13 protein-coding genes and 15 tRNA genes are annotated in these 17168 nt (G+C 32.3%); 27 read left to right on the forward strand and 1 reads right to left on the reverse strand.

Going from position 1 to position 17168, the window contains the following annotated elements; all coding sequences use genetic code 11:
* Nucleotides 1-40: 40 nt before the first annotated feature.
* The 22 genes from HMPREF1983_RS05000 (at nt 41) to HMPREF1983_RS05105 (ending at nt 8883) form a co-directional block, all read left to right on the forward strand.
* Nucleotides 41-125, forward strand: a tRNA-Leu gene (locus HMPREF1983_RS05000).
* 11 nt (nt 126-136) lie between these two features.
* Nucleotides 137-211: transfer RNA gene (locus HMPREF1983_RS05005), tRNA-Gly, on the forward strand.
* An 18-nt stretch (nt 212-229) separates the two neighbouring features.
* Nucleotides 230-313: transfer RNA gene (locus tag HMPREF1983_RS05010), tRNA-Leu, on the forward strand.
* Between the two features lie 11 nt (nt 314-324).
* Nucleotides 325-401: transfer RNA gene (locus tag HMPREF1983_RS05015), tRNA-Arg, on the forward strand.
* Between the two features lie 6 nt (nt 402-407).
* Nucleotides 408-484 (forward strand) — tRNA-Pro (locus tag HMPREF1983_RS05020).
* Nucleotides 485-499: 15 nt separating this feature from the next.
* Nucleotides 500-575, forward strand: a tRNA-Ala gene (locus tag HMPREF1983_RS05025).
* A 29-nt stretch (nt 576-604) separates the two neighbouring features.
* A tRNA-Met gene (locus tag HMPREF1983_RS05030) sits at nt 605-681 on the forward strand.
* Nucleotides 682-711: 30 nt separating this feature from the next.
* Nucleotides 712-788: transfer RNA gene (locus HMPREF1983_RS05035), tRNA-Ile, on the forward strand.
* Between the two features lie 6 nt (nt 789-794).
* Nucleotides 795-887 (forward strand) — tRNA-Ser (locus HMPREF1983_RS05040).
* Between the two features lie 10 nt (nt 888-897).
* Nucleotides 898-971 (forward strand) — tRNA-Met (locus tag HMPREF1983_RS05045).
* A gap of 11 nt (nt 972-982) precedes the next feature.
* Nucleotides 983-1058 (forward strand) — tRNA-Asp (locus tag HMPREF1983_RS05050).
* Between the two features lie 27 nt (nt 1059-1085).
* Nucleotides 1086-1161, forward strand: a tRNA-Phe gene (locus HMPREF1983_RS05055).
* Nucleotides 1162-1165: 4 nt separating this feature from the next.
* Nucleotides 1166-1238: transfer RNA gene (locus tag HMPREF1983_RS05060), tRNA-Thr, on the forward strand.
* A gap of 10 nt (nt 1239-1248) precedes the next feature.
* Nucleotides 1249-1332 (forward strand) — tRNA-Tyr (locus HMPREF1983_RS05065).
* Nucleotides 1333-1338: 6 nt separating this feature from the next.
* A tRNA-Trp gene (locus HMPREF1983_RS05070) sits at nt 1339-1409 on the forward strand.
* A 192-nt stretch (nt 1410-1601) separates the two neighbouring features.
* The gene (locus tag HMPREF1983_RS05075) at nt 1602-2465 is read left to right on the forward strand and encodes a ParB/RepB/Spo0J family partition protein (protein WP_021753213.1); all 864 of its coding nucleotides are present in this window, start codon (nt 1602-1604) and stop codon (nt 2463-2465) included.
* Entirely contained in the window at nt 2462-3223 is a 762-nt protein-coding gene (locus tag HMPREF1983_RS05080) for a ParA family protein (protein WP_174222381.1), read from the forward strand. The genes HMPREF1983_RS05075 and HMPREF1983_RS05080 overlap by 4 nt, the downstream gene beginning before the upstream one ends.
* A complete protein-coding gene (locus tag HMPREF1983_RS05085; protein ID WP_021753215.1) occupies nt 3216-4073 on the forward strand; it encodes a ParB/RepB/Spo0J family partition protein in 858 nt (285 codons plus the stop codon). The genes HMPREF1983_RS05080 and HMPREF1983_RS05085 overlap by 8 nt, the downstream gene beginning before the upstream one ends.
* Nucleotides 4074-4075: 2 nt before the next feature.
* A complete protein-coding gene (locus tag HMPREF1983_RS05090) occupies nt 4076-4948 on the forward strand; it encodes a mechanosensitive ion channel family protein (protein WP_021753216.1) in 873 nt (290 codons plus the stop codon).
* 3 nt (nt 4949-4951) lie between these two features.
* Complete coding sequence (locus HMPREF1983_RS05095) at nt 4952-5140, forward strand: DUF951 domain-containing protein (protein ID WP_021753217.1); 189 nt, start codon at nt 4952-4954, stop codon at nt 5138-5140.
* Between the two features lie 210 nt (nt 5141-5350).
* Nucleotides 5351-6442, forward strand: a complete 1092-nt coding sequence (locus HMPREF1983_RS05100; RefSeq protein ID WP_021753218.1) for an NAD(P)/FAD-dependent oxidoreductase — start codon at nt 5351-5353, stop codon at nt 6440-6442.
* 206 nt (nt 6443-6648) lie between these two features.
* Nucleotides 6649-8883 carry an HAD-IC family P-type ATPase gene (locus tag HMPREF1983_RS05105; protein WP_021753219.1) on the forward strand — a complete coding sequence of 745 codons (2235 nt, stop codon included), beginning with the start codon at nt 6649-6651 and terminating at the stop codon, nt 8881-8883.
* A 60-nt stretch (nt 8884-8943) separates the two neighbouring features.
* Here the strand turns inward: HMPREF1983_RS05105 and HMPREF1983_RS05110 are convergent, their stop codons facing one another.
* Nucleotides 8944-9720, reverse strand: a complete 777-nt coding sequence (locus HMPREF1983_RS05110; protein WP_021753220.1) for a DUF6612 family protein — start codon at nt 9718-9720, stop codon at nt 8944-8946.
* A gap of 353 nt (nt 9721-10073) precedes the next feature.
* Between HMPREF1983_RS05110 and glpK the strand changes: the two genes are divergently transcribed.
* From glpK to HMPREF1983_RS05135, 5 genes are all read left to right on the forward strand, one after another.
* Nucleotides 10074-11570, forward strand: a complete 1497-nt coding sequence (gene glpK, locus HMPREF1983_RS05115) for a glycerol kinase GlpK (RefSeq protein WP_021753221.1) — start codon at nt 10074-10076, stop codon at nt 11568-11570.
* Nucleotides 11571-11697: 127 nt separating this feature from the next.
* Nucleotides 11698-12108 (forward strand): hypothetical protein, encoded by a 411-nt coding sequence (locus HMPREF1983_RS05120; RefSeq protein ID WP_021753222.1) that lies wholly within the window; start codon nt 11698-11700, stop codon nt 12106-12108.
* Nucleotides 12109-12114: 6 nt separating this feature from the next.
* The gene (yaaA, locus tag HMPREF1983_RS05125) at nt 12115-12843 is read left to right on the forward strand and encodes a peroxide stress protein YaaA (RefSeq protein WP_021753223.1); all 729 of its coding nucleotides are present in this window, start codon (nt 12115-12117) and stop codon (nt 12841-12843) included.
* Nucleotides 12844-12864: 21 nt separating this feature from the next.
* Complete coding sequence (locus HMPREF1983_RS05130) at nt 12865-13443, forward strand: flavin reductase family protein (protein WP_021753224.1); 579 nt, start codon at nt 12865-12867, stop codon at nt 13441-13443.
* A gap of 321 nt (nt 13444-13764) precedes the next feature.
* Entirely contained in the window at nt 13765-17037 is a 3273-nt protein-coding gene (locus tag HMPREF1983_RS05135) for a DNA polymerase III subunit alpha (protein WP_040461082.1), read from the forward strand.
* Nucleotides 17038-17168 lie beyond the last annotated feature (131 nt).

The following is a 17168-nucleotide window of genomic DNA, read 5'->3' on the forward strand; positions in this document are numbered from 1 at the left end:
GGGTCGAAGGTTCGAGTCCTTCATGGCTCACCATTCTTTTGCGGGTGTGGCGGAACTGGCAGACGCACTAGACTTAGGATCTAGCGCCTCACGGCGTGGGGGTTCGACTCCCTTCACCCGCACCATTCTTAAATTCGCGAAAGTAGTTCAGGGGTAGAACATCACCTTGCCAAGGTGAGGGTCGCGGGTTCGAATCCCGTCTTTCGCTCCAATTATTTGTTAATATAATGCCGGGGTGGCGGAACTGGCAGACGCACAGGACTTAAAATCCTGCGGTAGAAATACCGTACCGGTTCGATTCCGGTCCTCGGCATCATTATATTAGCGCCCATAGCTCAATTGGATAGAGCGTTTGACTACGGATCAAAAGGTTAGGGGTTCGACTCCTCTTGGGCGCGCCATAACTACGGGAAGTAGCTCAGCTTGGTAGAGCACTTGGTTTGGGACCAAGGGGTCGCAGGTTCGAATCCTGTCTTCCCGACCATTTTAAAAATATTTAGGGGCCTTAGCTCAGCTGGGAGAGCGCCTGCTTTGCACGCAGGAGGTCAGCGGTTCGATCCCGCTAGGCTCCACCATTTATAGAATTGAATTTAAAGCCTTTATTGGCGGCGTAGCTCAGCTGGCTAGAGCGTACGGTTCATACCCGTAAGGTCGGGGGTTCGATCCCCTCTGCCGCCACCAATAAAATGTTAGTGAATTCTAAAGGAACACGGACTCTTAGCTCAGTTGGTTAGAGCTATCGGCTCATAACCGATCGGTCGCAGGTTCGAGTCCTGCAGAGTCCACCATATTTAGGAGGAATACCCAAGTCCGGCTGAAGGGATCGGTCTTGAAAACCGACAGGAGTGTAAAAGCTCGCAGGGGTTCGAATCCCCTTTCCTCCTCCATTTTTATTATCGCGGGATGGAGCAGTCTGGCAGCTCGTTGGGCTCATAACCCAAAGGTCGATGGTTCAAATCCATCTCCCGCAATTTTTTATTTAGGTCCCGTGGTGTAGCGGTTATCACGCCTGCCTGTCACGCAGGAGATCGCGGGTTCGATTCCCGTCGGGACCGCCATTTTTTTATGCAAAAAAATAAATATTTGCCTCGATAGCTCAGTTGGTAGAGCAATGGATTGAAGCTCCATGTGTCGGCAGTTCGACTCTGTCTCGAGGCACCATGTTGCCGGCCTAGCTCAGTTGGTAGAGCAACTGACTTGTAATCAGTAGGTCGGGGGTTCAAGTCCTCTGGCCGGCATTTTAGCGTAGGGAAGATAGCGAAGAGGCTAAACGCGACGGACTGTAAATCCGTTCCTTAGGGTTCAGTGGTTCGAATCCACTTCTTCCCACCATTATTTAGGGACGTAGTTTAACGGTAGAACAAAGGTCTCCAAAACCTTTGGTGTGGGTTCGATTCCTGCCGTCCCTGTAATAATGAAGGTGTAATCAGCAATGGTTGCACCTTTTTTTGTTGTTTTATTGAATTCTCAAAGTTAGGAAATATTTTCTTTTATAGGCTAGTTTACTAGATTTTTAATAAATTATTCTTGGGAAATAATTTTGACAAAAATTCTTAAATATGTTATCGTTATAGTGTAAAAGATTTTTTAGGAGGTATAATATGACAGAGAGTGTAAAACCATTCAGTAAGTTATATGATTTAACTCATAGGGCTGAAAAGGTTGGAATTTCTGATGATGATGTGTTAAGAGAGATTAGAGTAGAAAATATAGTGCCGAATAAATATCAACCGAGAAGAGAGTTTACGGAAGAAAAAATTAAGGAACTTGCAGAATCAATAAAACAAAACGGGTTATTACAGTCGATTACCGTTAGAGATATGGGGAATGGTTTCTACGAACTTATCGCAGGAGAAAGACGTTTAAGGGCAATTAAGTATTTAAACTTAGCTACAACTAAAGCAATTGTTAAAGAATTAACAGATGATCAAATGGCAACGTTGGCGCTTATTGAAAATATTCAACGTGAGGAACTTACACCTATTGAAGAAGCATACGCTTATCAGAAATTGCTTAATATAAATAGGCTAACCCAAGAAGAACTTGCTAAATCTCTTGGAAAAACTCAGGCTACTGTAGCAAATAAAATAAGGTTGTTAAAACTTAGCGATAAAGTTATTAAAGCAATTAATTCAAAAAAAATAACTGAACGACATGGTAGAGCAATGGTTAAGTTAGATGCCAAAGCACAGGAGCAAATTTTAACGCAAATACTAAGTCAAAATCTAAATGTGTCACAAACAGAAGAAAAAATTGAAACTTATCTAAAAATTAAGAATGATAATAAGACAGTGGATAATTCCCGTGTCGGTTATGATGCACAGAAAATAATAGCTAAGCTATCGAAGGAAATAGCTAAACTTGAAGAAAAATATAATATTGATTTAAACAAAGAAGAAGACGAAACTATGGAAAATGTGGTTATCACCGTAACAGTTCCACGTTATAAGAAAAGAGGTAAATAATGAAAATAATAGCAATTTGTAATCAAAAAGGTGGAGTTGGGAAAACGACTTCATCAATTAATACAGCGGCATCTTTAGCATATTTAAAGAAAAAAGTATTGCTTATTGATACAGACCCGCAAGCCAATGCAACAAGCGGTATCGGTATTGATAAAAATGATGTAAAGTCGTCTATTTATAATATTCTTGTTGATGAAGTGGATATTAATGAAGTAATATTAAAAACAGATTATGAAAATTTAGATATTGTGCCGTCAAGTATTGCGTTAGCAGGTGCAGAAGTTGAATTGGTATCTGCAATTAGTCGTGAGCAACGTATGAAAAATGCTATTGCTGATATAAAAGATCAATATGATTATATAATAATAGATTGTCCGCCGTCATTAGGTCTTATTACCTTAAATTCACTAACGGCTGCCGATGGAGTGATTATTCCTGTTCAAACGGAATATTATGCTTTAGAGGGGTTAAGTCAACTGATGAATACATTTAATATTGTGCGAAAACATCTAAACTCACACTTGGATATTTTTGGTGTTTTACTGACAATGACGGATAGTAGAACAAATATTTCTAACCAAGTAGGAGAACAAGTAAGAGAACATTTTAAAGGAAAAGTATTCGAAACTGTTATTTCACGTACAGTACGTTTAAGTGAAGCACCAAGCTTTGGAGAACCGATTATTGAATACGCAAAAAATTCAAACGGTGCAAAACAATATATAGCATTGGCAAAAGAGGTGATTGAACGTGGTTAAAAAACAGGGTAAAGGATTAGGACGAGGTTTAGATGCTATTTTTGCAACAGAAAAAGTGGAAATATTAGCAGATAATTCAGCTGTTATTGAGTTAAAATTAGAAGATATAAAAAAAAATCCGTATCAACCTCGTACAATATTTAATCAGGATAAACTTGATGAACTAAAAGAATCAATTACTAAAAACGGATTATTGCAACCAATTATTGTAAAAAAAGCGGTAAAAGGTTATTATATTATTGCCGGAGAACGTCGTTTTCGTGCATTCGAACAATTAGAAAAAGAAACTATACCTGCAATAGTAAAAGAGATGACTGATGACGAGATGATGATTTTTAGCGTTTTAGAAAATTTACAACGTGAAGATTTGTCCGCATTGGAAGAATCCAACAGTTATCGTAACTTAATGGATAAAATGAAACTAACTCAAGAGGAGTTGGCTAAACAGCTCGGAAAAAGTAGACCGTATATTGCAAATAGTTTACGTTTATTGAAATTGCCGCAGAAGATTAAAGATTATCTGGAAAACGGTGTTATAAGTACGGCTCACGCTAGAACACTTCTTTCAATAAAAAATAAAGAACGAATGTTAGAAATATGTGAACGTGTTATTGCACGCAAGATGTCGGTAAGAGAATTAGAGGAGTATATAGTACGTCTTTCGAATCCTAAGAAAATTTCGACTAAGTCGAAAGACATCTTTATAGAAGAGCAGGAAAATATTTTAAAACGTCGTTTAGGTACTATTGTTACAATTAAACAAAATCGCAATAAAAAAGGGAAAATTGAAATAGAATTTAAAGATAATGATGAATTTGAACGTATTATTGCACTCTTTAAGGATGAATAATAATGGTTAAGTTAATAGAAAAAGTACAACAGACATTTAATAATACTGATTTTGTTTTTGTTATATTTGAAAAGATAATTGTCATAATGTTAATAATTGTGTTGGCATCTATTGGCGTAAAATTTTGTAATAAAGTAATTGATTATATAATGACAACAAAGGAAAATGCTAATAAACGTTTTAATATAAAAATTAATGAAAAGCGTTCTGAAACATTGCATAAACTGGTAAAAAGTTGTGCAAGATATATAATTTACTTTATAGCATTTTTTCAAATGTTGTCGGCACTTGGTATAAATACGACAAGTATTGTGGCAAGTGCGGGGATTGCGAGTGTTGCAATAGGTTTCGGGGCACAAAGTTTGGTAAAGGATATTATATCGGGTTTTTTTATTATACTTGAAGGTCAATTTGATGTTGGGGATAACGTAAAAATTTACAATCAAGGTGCATTTATTGCAGGGGGATATGTAATGGCATTAGGATTACGTTCAACCAAAATTCGCTCAAATAATGGAGAAATATACTTTATACCAAACGGCACTATTAATCAAGTTATTAATTATTCATTGACGTATAATTTGGCTGTACTTCAGTTTTCGATACAAATAACGAGTACGATGGAAGAAACAGAGAATAGAGTCGAAAAACTTTTAAATAAGGTGAATAGTGATGATAGTTATCATAAATTGATATATAAAAATGATAAATTACATATTGATTGTATAGAGAAAATAGCGGATAATATTGTTACAATTTCGATAGTGGGGAAAGCTAAAATTGGGAAGAAGCAAGAAATAGAAACTATGCTAAGACGAGATTTTTATAATGAATTTGGAATAGCATTGACAACAAGAGGAAAAGTGGAGGAGTAAGAAATGGAATATGATTTAAATGATATTGTTGAGATGAAAAAAAAACATCCGTGTGGTACTAACCGTTGGAAGATAACGCGAATGGGGGCGGATATAAAAATTAAATGTCTTAAATGTGATAATAATATAATGATGCCACGTAGAGAATTTAACAAAAAAATAAAAAAAATAGTTGAAAAATGTAAAGAGTAAGGGTATAAGAGATTAATTTTTCATTGGATTTTTGAAATATAGTGAGTTATTTCAAAAATTAAAATTTTAGTTAAATTTATTAATAACCGGATACAGCAGGTTATTAATTTACTATAAGTTTTCTCCCAAAGTGGTGTTTGAACATCAGTTTATATTTTGGATAGTAATGAAAATAATTATAGTATTTTTATCTGTAAAAGGAGGTATATTATGAAAGTAGCAATAGTAGGTGGTGGAATAGTAGGTGCAACTTGTGCCTATTATTTATCAAAAAATAACGATATAGAATTAACGGTATTTGATTATGGAAAGGGACAGGCAACAAAAGCATCAGCCGGTATAATAAGCCCATGGTTTTCAAAACGCCGTAATAAATCATGGTATACTATGGCAAGACTTGGTGCGGATTTTTACCCTGAATTAGTGGAAGATTTGCAAAAAAATAATTTTGAAACTAATTTTTACTCACAGTGTGGGGTTTATTTATTGAAAAAGTCTGAAGACAAACTTCCGGAATTAAAACAATTGGCAGAAAGTAGAAAAAAACTTTCTCCAATGATAGGAGAATTAAAAATAATTTCTAAAGAAAAAGTAAAAGAAAGAATACCTAGTTTTGATAATAATGGAGATGTATTGTACGCCGGTGGTGGAGCAAGGGTAGAGGGAGAACGATTTGTAAAAATATTACTTAATGCCTCAAAAGCAGAGATTATTAATAAAAAAGTTAGTTTAAAAATAGAAGAAGATAAGTATATAATTGATGGCAGTAAATTTGACATTGTTGTTCTCGCAGTAGGAGCATGGCTTGATGATATTTTGGCACCTTTAGGTTTTAATGTTGATATAAGACCTCAAAAAGGACAACTGAGAGATTATAAAATAAAAGATTCAAATACAGGAGAGTATCCGGTAATTATGCCTGAAGGGGAGCTTGATATTATTCCATTTGAAGACGGTATAGTTAGCGTAGGGGCAACACACGAAAATGATAAAGGTTTTGATCTTAATGTTGATAAAGTTCAACTTGATAATTTCGGAAAAGAAGCGGAGCAATTTTTAAATGATTTAAAGGAAGCTGAAATTATTAATGAACGTGTGGGGATAAGAGCATATACTTCAGATTTTTCTCCATTTTTCGGGGAAGTACCGACATTAAAAAATGTTTATGCAATTAGCGGTTTGGGTTCTTCAGGCTTAACAACAGGACCTATAATAGGTTATAATGTTGCACAACTTATTTTAAATGGCAAGTTAACACTGGAACCTGGTGATTATCCCGTAGAAAAATATATTCAAAGATAGATAATTAAGACGGTGATTTAAAAAGAAAATACTGAAGTAATTTGAGTGTATAATAATTAGTACGGGTAGAAAATCCGCGCTAATTATTTTTTCTAAGATAAAAAACTACTATTTAACGTAAATATAAGTTACAGGAGTTACAATGGTATTGTTTAGAATAAAGAGTATGGTATAGTTTACAATAATAATATATATATGGAGGAAGTATGAAGTATCTAACCGGTGAACAAGTACAAAACTCAAAAAAAAATATTAGTAATATAAAGCCTTATAAAACAACTAAAGAGATTATTTTTTCTAATATTTTTACTTTCTTTAATGGAATGATCTTGGTGCTTGCGATTTTTGTGGCTACGACATTGAGATTTGAAAATTTACTTTTTGTTGGGGTTATTGCGATTAATACAGCAATAGGAATTTACCAAGAAGTGAAATCAAAAAATGCTTTAGAAGAATTGAGTTTGTTAGGTAGAAGTAAGTACAGAGTAAATAGGGATAATAGGGTTATTGAAGTTACCGTTGAAGAAATAGTTTTGGGGGAATATCTTCATCTGAATTTAGGTGATCAAGTTCCATGCGATGGAAAAATAATAACCGGTAGTATAGAAGTAGATGAATCGCTTTTAACCGGAGAAAGTGATAATATTTATAAAACAATTAATGATAATTTAATGAGCGGAAGTAATGTTGTTAGCGGTAGTTGTTTGGTAGAAGTAACGGCAGTAGGTGAAGACAGCTATATTAACAAACTTGCTAAAAGAACAAAAGAATTTAAAAAATATCCATCGAAATTGCGTGATTATATGGATACGATATTAAAAGTTATTTCTGTACTTTTAATACCTACAGCTATACTTTTATATACTCGTGGTTATTATTTAGGGCGTTCTTATGTTGATATAGTTTTAAAAAGTGCCGGTGCTTTAGTTGGAATGGTACCGGAGGGATTAATATTATTGGTTAGTGTATCACTTGCTGTTGCTGCTATGAAACTTGCCAAGAAAAAAGTTCTTGTTCAAGAATTATATTGCGTTGAAACTTTAGCACGTGTTGATGTTCTTTGTTTTGATAAAACAGGGACAATAACTACCGGTAATATGAATGTGGTAGAAATTGATAAAGAAGTAAAGGAGAAACTGCCAAGCTATTTAGCTTATTTTGATGATGAGAATGCGACATCAAAGGCTTTAAAAAAATATTTGAACTGTAAAAAAGAGTGGGAAGTAGAAAGTATAGGAGCATTTTCCAGTAAAAATAAATACTCCTATATTCAGCTGAAAAACGGAGGTACATATTTTTTCGGGGCATATGAATTTTTAAGTTTTAAAGAAAAAATGACCCCTTACTATGAAAATTTAAAAGAACAAGGATTTAGAATTTTATCATTAGGTTATACTGCCGATAAAACGGAAGTTCCGATTAATATGAAGTTAGTTGGGCATGTAGTGCTATCTGATGAAATAAAAGAAAATACCAAAGAAACATTTAAGTATTTTGAAAGTCAAGGTGTTGAAGTAAAAATCATAAGCGGAGATAATCACAAAGCTGTTTTAGGAGTAGCACTAAAAGCGGGTTTTAAACAAGAAGCAAAAGCTATTGATATGACAACAGTAACCGAAGAAGATTTTGAAAGTGTGGTATTAGCTAATGATATTTTCGGTAGGGTAACACCTGAGCAGAAGAAAAAAATGGTTGAAGTCCTTCAGAGAAATAAAAAAACTGTTGCTATGAGTGGTGACGGTGTTAATGATGTTTTGGCACTTAAAAAATCAGATATCAGCTTTGCGATGAACGGAGCGACAAGTGCGGCGAAGAGTGTTTCAAATATAGTATTTTTAACAGATGATTTTGGTGTTTTTTATGACATCTTAATGGAAGGAAGACGTGTTATTAATAATATCCAAAAAGTAGCATCACTATTTTTGACGAAAACATTCTTTTCAATCGTATTCTCAGTGCTGAGTGTTATTTTTGCTTTAGAATTTACTTTTATACCTATACAATTTACTATTATTTCCGCCATTACTATAGGTGTACCTTCATTCTTTTTAACATTTGAAGCGAATAAGGAAAAAGTTAGTAACAATTTTATGAAAGATGTTTTAACCAGTGCGGTAATTGGTGGCGGGACATTAGTTTTGACCGTTCTACTTACAAATTTTATTTTAACCGATTCAAGTCAGGTGAAATTTATCTGTTTTATCTTAGCACTGATTAACGGGCTTTGTATGGTAGCGAAGGTAAGTACACCATTTAATAAGTATAAAATTGGGTTATTGACACTCCTTAGTTTAACCGCCCTAGCAGGTGTATTTGTTAATATTTTTATATTGAAAAATTATTTTACACCACTTCTTATAAAAGATATTATTTATTTAATAATATCCGGGGGGATAATAGCATTTATCCACTTTATGACAAGAAGAAAACAGATAAATTAAAAAAAACAATGGGACTTTCCTAAAAAGGAGAGTCCCATTGTTGAAAGATAATATCATTTATTATTTTATACCTTCAGGTGTAGGAACTGTTGTTGAGTTAATGTCAGAGAAGGTATATTTTATATCCATTTTGTAATTATTTTCAGGTTTATCTTTTTGAGAAATTTCTACTGAAAGTTCAGATGTAACCGGTTGGAAATCTGATTTTTTAACAGTAATTTTGAAAGAAGCATTTTTTATATCAACGCTATCTAAATTGTTAATATTTTGCCCTGTAGTTTTAACAGAAGTTTTTAATAACTCTTTGAATTTTTCATCATTGCCTGAATAAGATAATACATAATTGTCACCTTGTGCTTCTACTTTAAAGTCATTAGCATTATTTTTGTAATAATTTAATGCATCTTCAGTATTGCCGACATTTTTTAATGATTCAATTTGTTTTTGGAATGTTCCACTGATTGGAAGTTTAGACCAATTAGTTTGGCTGCCTTGTTTTGCATATAGTACATTATCTTTAAGGTATATTGACATTTTTTGGCTTTGAGTCGCTATTTTTGATTCTGAATCTACCAATAAACTTAGAGGTTCAGTTGTTACTGATCCGTTCATCTTCATGATAACTTCTCGTGTTGTGTTATTGTTAGTCATTTTCACATTGATATCAGAAGTGAATTTTGCACTTTTAATATTTTTAGCCGCCTCAACATATTTATCCACAGCTTCTTGTGAAGAAATAGTTTTAGTGCCACCGCCACCTGAACTACACGCAGCAAGAACTACTGTCAATAGCATAGTAGTGAATAAGAATAAAATACGTTTAATAGATTTTTTCATAATATCCTCCAATATTTTAATTTATATACATATGAATATATGTACTACCATAATGATAATATATATTTAAAAATAAATCAACTTAAAAGAGAGAATATGAAATATTTTTGAGAATGTTTGCAAATGCTTGAGATTAAGGTTTTGTTATTATTTAATAATATAGTGATTAAGATTTTTCATGAGTTATTTATAATACTTATTATCTTATCTAAAAGCGGAGTAACAACTATAAGGTGCTGAACCAAAAGCTAAAAATTTTAATAAAATTACTTATTAATGGTTAGCCGTAGAGTTATCATTTTATTATAGATATGCTATAATCATAATATAGATAATGTGCAGAGGTAAACAATATGGAACAGTATATAATGGCAATAGATCAAGGGACTACGAGTTCAAGGGCAATAATTTTTAATAAAAAGGCAGAGATTGTGGCAAGCAGTCAAAAAGAATTTCCACAAATTTTCCCAAAAGCGGGATGGGTGGAACATGATGCAAATGTTATCTGGAATTCCGTTCAATCCGTAATAGCAGAAGTTTTTATTGAAAGTGGGATAAAACCGGTACAAATAAAGGGTATCGGAATAACAAACCAGAGAGAAACGACCGTTATTTGGGATAAAAAGACCGGAGAGCCAATCTATAATGCAATAGTTTGGCAATCACGACAAACTGCAAAAATAGCAGAAGACTTAAAAAAATCCGGTTTTGAAAAAATGATTCATGAAAAAACAGGACTTGTCGTTGATGCCTATTTTTCTGCAACAAAAGTGAGGTGGCTTCTTGATAAGGTAGAAAACGCACAGCAACGTGCTGAAAATGGAGAATTACTTTTTGGTACGATTGATACTTGGTTAGTATGGAAATTAACAGGTGGAAGAACTCATGTAACAGATTATACAAATGCTGCCAGAACGATGCTATATAATATAAAAGAATTAAAATGGGATGATGAAATATTGAAACTTTTAAATATCCCTAAGATTATGCTGCCGGAGGTAAAATCAAACTCGGAAATTTACGGTGTAACAACGGATTATCATTTTTACGGTGGTGAAGTAGTTATCAGCGGTATGGCAGGTGATCAACAAGCTGCATTATTCGGGCAACTTGCTTTTGATAAAGGAATGATAAAGAATACCTATGGAACAGGATCGTTTATTATTATGAATACAGGGGAACGTATGGAACTGTCAAATAATAATTTATTGACCACCATAGCTTATGGAATAGACGGTAAGGTAAATTATGCACTGGAAGGTTCTATTTTTATAGCCGGCAGTGCAATTCAGTGGCTTCGTGACAGTCTGAAAATGATAAAAAAATCTGCGGATAGTGAAAAATTAGCACTGCAATCAACCAGTGATGATGAAATTTATTTAGTGCCGGCTTTCACCGGATTAGGAGCACCTTATTGGAATTCTAATGCACGCGGAGCAATGTTCGGTTTAACTAGGGGATCAACTAAAGAAGATATCGTAAAAGCTACTTTACAATCAATCGCCTATCAGGTAAGGGATATAGTTGATACTATGAAAATAGATGCACATATAGAAATTCCTCTCTTGAAAGTAGACGGAGGAGCGGCTCTTAATGATTATTTATTACAATTTCAAGCTGATATACTCGGTGTGAAAATAGCGAGGGCGGAAAATTTGGAAACAACAGCACTGGGAGCGGCATTTTTAGCAGGACTTTCGGTGGGATATTGGAAGAATATTGAAGAAATAAAAAATTTGAATTCAGCAGGAAGACTTTTTATTCCTAATATGACAGACAAAAGACGTGAAAAACTTTATAAAGGTTGGTGTCAAGCTGTAAAAGCTACACAGGTATTTTCCGAAGAATAAGATTGTGTCAAAATTATAAGATAAAATGAAAACATTTTACCTTATAGCTAGAACTTTTATACTTTTTTTTATACAATAAGTAGTAGATGAGAAAAAATGTAATAAAAAATGTTAAGGAGAAGTAATAATGAGTAGCTTAAATAAAAAATTAGCCCATTTATTAGAAAAATTAGAACAAGGTGGAGCGCTGGAGAAAAAGAAAGTTAATGTTTTAAAATTTAAAGATATTGAACTGGCAAAACATATTCAAGAAAGGTTTAAAGAGCAATATCCGGAAATGGAAATACGCAGACTTTTGGAGAAAGTTCATTATGCTAATACCTATGAGGATAAAAAATTAAAAGAAATTGCATTTTTAGTTGATGAAATTAGCGAGTATATGTTTAAGTTGGAAGTGGCAAACTGTGATTTTGTTGTAGGGTATTTTAATACATTGATTATTGACCCGCAACTTGAAATAACGGAGAAAAATTTTGTTTTGATGGAAATAGAAAGTCTTATAGAAAATAGTTTTTTGGTTTTACCGGAAATGGAGTAGTAACCGGTGAAAATATTAATACCTACAGCAAAAGAAATGAACCTTAATATAAAACATTATGACTTTTTAGAAAAATTAAATCAAAATACTATAAAAATAATAGATGAATTTGCTAATAAGAGTCCAGAAGAATTAGCGAAAATATATAAAGTGAAGAGTGAAAAAGCAAAAATTGAATATAAACATTGGCAAGATTTAAAAAAGAGAAGAAGTTCTTTCTATCCTGCACTGGAATTGTTTAATGGACTTATGTATAGAAATATTGCAAGAGATAGTTTTGATGATAGTGATATTGAATATATTAAGGAAAATGTGTTAATAACTACGGCGCTATGCGGAATAATTAATCCGTATGATTTTATTCCGGCACATCGTTTAGATTTTTTGCAAAAAGTTGTGGTTGAAAATAAGACGTTAAAGTTTTTGTGGAGAGATAACTTTGACAGTCATGTAAAAGATCAAAGTTTAGTTATTTCGCTGCTATCTAACGAATTTGAGGAGGTATTTTCAAAAAGTATTCGAGATGATTTTATAAAAATTATCTTTGCAGAAGAAAAAAATGGAGAACTTAAAATTCATTCAACAATTTCTAAAAAAGCACGAGGAAAATTTTTAACGAAATTGATAAAAGAAAAGGTAGAAAATATAGAGCAGTTAAAAGGAATAACTTTCGATAATTATAGTTATAACGGGAGTTTATCAGAGGATAAGAAGTTAGTATTTATCGCAAGGTAATACGTAAGAGAGGTTAGTAAAATGAAAGTAGAGATAGAAACTAAAAAATTATATTATGGTTTTCCGGTAATATTAGTCGGGTATAAGGATAGTAAATGGAATTATAATGTAACAACATCCAGTTCATCATATACGCTGGGTGATACGATAACAATGGCATTATCAAGCGCGAGTAATGCTGTAAAGAATATTGAACAATATAAAGAATTTACTGTTAATGTACCACGTCAAAGTATCTTGAATAAGGTTGAAATTTGCGGTTTTTACTCCGGTCAAAATAAAATCGGAATGGCAGATATAACGTATGATATTGGAAAATATGTTGATGCACCTTTGCTTGACGAGTGTATGTTATCAATAGAATGTACAGTGCATAGTATAATTGATCATAACGGATATACTAATTTTATAGGTACAATTAAGCGACGTCTAGTATGTGAAAGTTTGATTGATGCTGAATCTAAGTTAATTGGAACAGAGTTTAATCCGATTTATTTCTTGGGAGATGACAATCAACGTATATATCGCTACTTTAATGAAGAAAGTAACATTTCAGGTGAAAACATGGGTTGTTCTTCAAATGAAAGTATCTGTGGATAATATTGAATTTAGTTGTTAAAGTATTGATAAATACTAATAATAAAATTAAAAGACACTAAGAAGCCTTGAATAATCAAATCGCCTCTTATAAAAAGAAGAGTTTTTTGGAATTTTAATACGCTTATAGGTGTCTTTTTTTATAAAATAAACATAATAAAAGACGTTTTTTAGAAACGATCGAATCATTGACAGCAGTGGTATTACATAGTACAATTTAAAGTGCTGAACGTAGAAAAAATTTAAAATTAATAATGAAAAAGGGTATTTAATTTTTTTATTTTGAATTGATAAATTTTATTACGGATGAAAGGAGGAAACAATATGTATAATTTACAAGTGCATAGTGCATACGATTTACTAAATAGTACGGTAAAATTAGAAGAATTATTTCAAAAGCTGGTACACGATGATCAACATACAGTCGTTATTGCAGATCCGAATATGTACGGTGCAATAAAAGCATATAAATTGGCTGATAAGTACAATATTAAACTTATACATGCGTTAGAAGTTAAATTGATGTACGGTATGAAATTGTTAAAATTTAATATTTTATGTAAAACGGAACAGATGTTTTATACGTTATTGGATATTGCTACACGGGTCCAACACAGTGAAGAGATAGATATCGAAACATTCGCTCGGGAAATGGGAGAAAATAGTGAGCATTGTATATTAATAGTTGTGGATGAATTGTATGATAGTGTGGAGTTCAGTTATTTGAATCAGCTATTTGAGAATTGCGATTTTTATTTCGGTTATAATGAACAGTTCAATGAGAATATATATGTCGACTATGATAATATAGTTTATACTCAACCGAGTTATTACATAGATAATAAGGATTATCAGCAAGTAATCGTAAGTCGTGCTATTCGTGATAATAAAAAACTTAATATTGCTGAATTAACGGTGACAAGTGGGATACATTATGTTCGTACACAAGAAGATTTTAAAAAATTATTACAAAATAGTTCAGATTTGAAAAATGAAATTTTAACACGTTCTTTAAAAATGCAGCAAAGCATAGTAAATAGTAGTCAATATAGTCTTGATTTTTCAGGTTACCATTTACCTAAGTATATTTACGGAGAGCATGAAGAAATATACAATTCGATGACTAAAAAAGAGTATTTGTCTTATCTTGTATTAAAAGGTGCAAAAGAAAAATTGCAAGGTAAAGATGTTTATGTGTACAAAAAACGTTATGAATATGAATTGGAAATTATAGATGAAATGGGGTTTAACGACTATTTTTTAATTGTCTATGATTTTGTTAAATATGCTAAAGAACATAATATTTTGGTCGGTGTGGGACGAGGCAGTGCAGCGGGAAGTTTAGTTTGTTACTTATTAGATATTACCGAAGCGGATCCATTAGAATTTAATTTATTATTTGAACGTTTTTTAAATAAAGAGCGTATCTCGTTACCGGATATTGATATAGATTTTCAGGATACACGTCGTGACGAAGTGATAAAATATGTTGAAAAAAAATATGGTGCGGATAAGGTAGCGCAAATTACTACGTTTACTACATTTCAGTCAAAAAGTGCAGCGCGTGAAAGTGCACGTATTTTGCAATTTGATGATGAAACATTAAAATTTATAAGTACTCATATCAGTTCTACACGTACGTTAAAAGAGTGTTATAACGAATCAGAGCCTTTAAGGAATTTTGTGAATTCAACTAATAGAAATAAACGTTGGTTCAGTATTGCGATCGGTTTGGAGAATTTACCGAAAAACACGTCAGTACATGCAGCAGGTATCGTTATTAGTGACAGTAAACCGTTAGTTGCATATACTCCTCTTGCACCATCTAATATGACACAACACATTACACAGTGGACGATGGATGATATAGAATATGTAGGATTATTAAAAATTGATTTCCTCGGTATCCGTTATTTAACTATGATTGCTAATATTGTTGAACAAATTCATCATGATAATCCGGATTTTGATATTAAACGTATTAATTATAAGGATCCAAAAGTATATCAGATTTTTGCCACAGGAAGAACAGAAGGAATATTCCAATTTGAATCAAGCGGAATGAGAGAAAAATTATGTTTACTGCAACCTACGGAATTTAATGATATAGTAGCTATGAATGCACTGTATAGACCGGGGCCTATGGCACAGATAGAAACTTATATTAGAAGAAAACATGGTAAAGAACGCATAGAATACCCGCATAAAAAATTAGAGAAGATATTAAAAGATACATATGGGGTTATTGTTTATCAGGAACAAATTATGCTTATTGCGGTAAATTTTGCACATATGACACTTACCGAAGCGGACAATATGCGTCGTGCCGTCGGAAAAAAGAAAAAAGAAGATTTAGAATATTATGGTAATATTTTTATTGAAAAAACTGTAAAAGCAGGTCATGATATTGAGATAGCACGACATTTATTCGAATTAATAGTAACGTTTGCCAATTACGGGTTTAATAAAAGTCATGCTGTTGTATATAGTATGTTGGCTTACAGATTAGCGTATTTGAAAGTATATTATACGAAATATTTTATGACCGCTCTTTTAAATAACGTTATCAGTAGTGAGAAAAAAATAAATGAATATAAGCAAGAATTAAACAGTTTCGGAATAGACTTAATAAAGCCCGATATTAATGTTAGTCTGAGAAATTTTAGTGTTTATAAAAATGAGATAGTTTTTGCTCTTGTTGCCATAAAAAACGTCGGTTATCGAAGTGCCTTTGAAATCGTTCAAGACAGACTTAACTTTGGAAAATATTTGGATATTGACGATTTTTTAAAGAGAATGAATAGGAAAGTCGATTATCAAGCGGCGGTATCGTTGGTAAAAGCCGGAGCATTGGATACTTTTGGGTATAATAGAGCAACATTAATGAACAAAGTAAAAGAATATTATGAAGATACACGTAAGCATATGTATACCGTTCGTAATGCACTTTATGCAGAAAGTGGTTTAACGCTTAAAATAGAAGAGGTAGAGGACTATTCTATTCAAGAAAAAATTCGCATGGAAAAAGAAGCGACAGGAACATATTTCTTAAAACATCCTGTACAGATTGAAAAAGAACGTTATACTTATTTACCACTACATTATATCGGTAAAAATTTAGCTGACAGTTATGTTGAGGTAATATCAAAAAAAGAAATAAAAACAAAAAACGGTGACTATATGGCATTTTTAACAGTTAATGACGGAAAAGGAGACTATGACGTAACTGTATTCCCAAGTGTTTATAAATATGCCGATGCTTTTATTGCGGTTGGGAAATATGCTGTGGTAACTTTGAAAAAACAACTACGTGATGGACGTGAACAATATATACTCGAAAAAATAACAAGTTTAAAAAATTATAATCAATATTGTATAAATAATATAAAAAAGATTTATCTGGTAGCGGACAAAGAAATTGGAGAATTACTTTCTCAATATAAAACAACCGAAAAAGGTATAAAGGTGGTAAGTTTACTGGCTAATGACTCCAATAAAGCAACAGCTGTTAAAATAAAAAATGAACAAGAATTTGTTCATAATTTTTTGAAAACATATCCTAATAAGCCTATCAAAATCGAATACAAGGATAAATAGTAAAAAAAACAAACAAAAAACAAACAAAACAAATTTTTTACTAGAAAAAAGACAAAAAATATGATATTGTTGTAAAGTAAATTTAAAAATATTCAGTATAATATTTGATGAAAATCTATACAAAATATGGA

Origin of the sequence: Gemella bergeri ATCC 700627, from assembly GCF_000469465.1 — a bacterium.
Lineage (GTDB): Bacteria > Bacillota > Bacilli > Staphylococcales > Gemellaceae > Gemella > Gemella bergeri.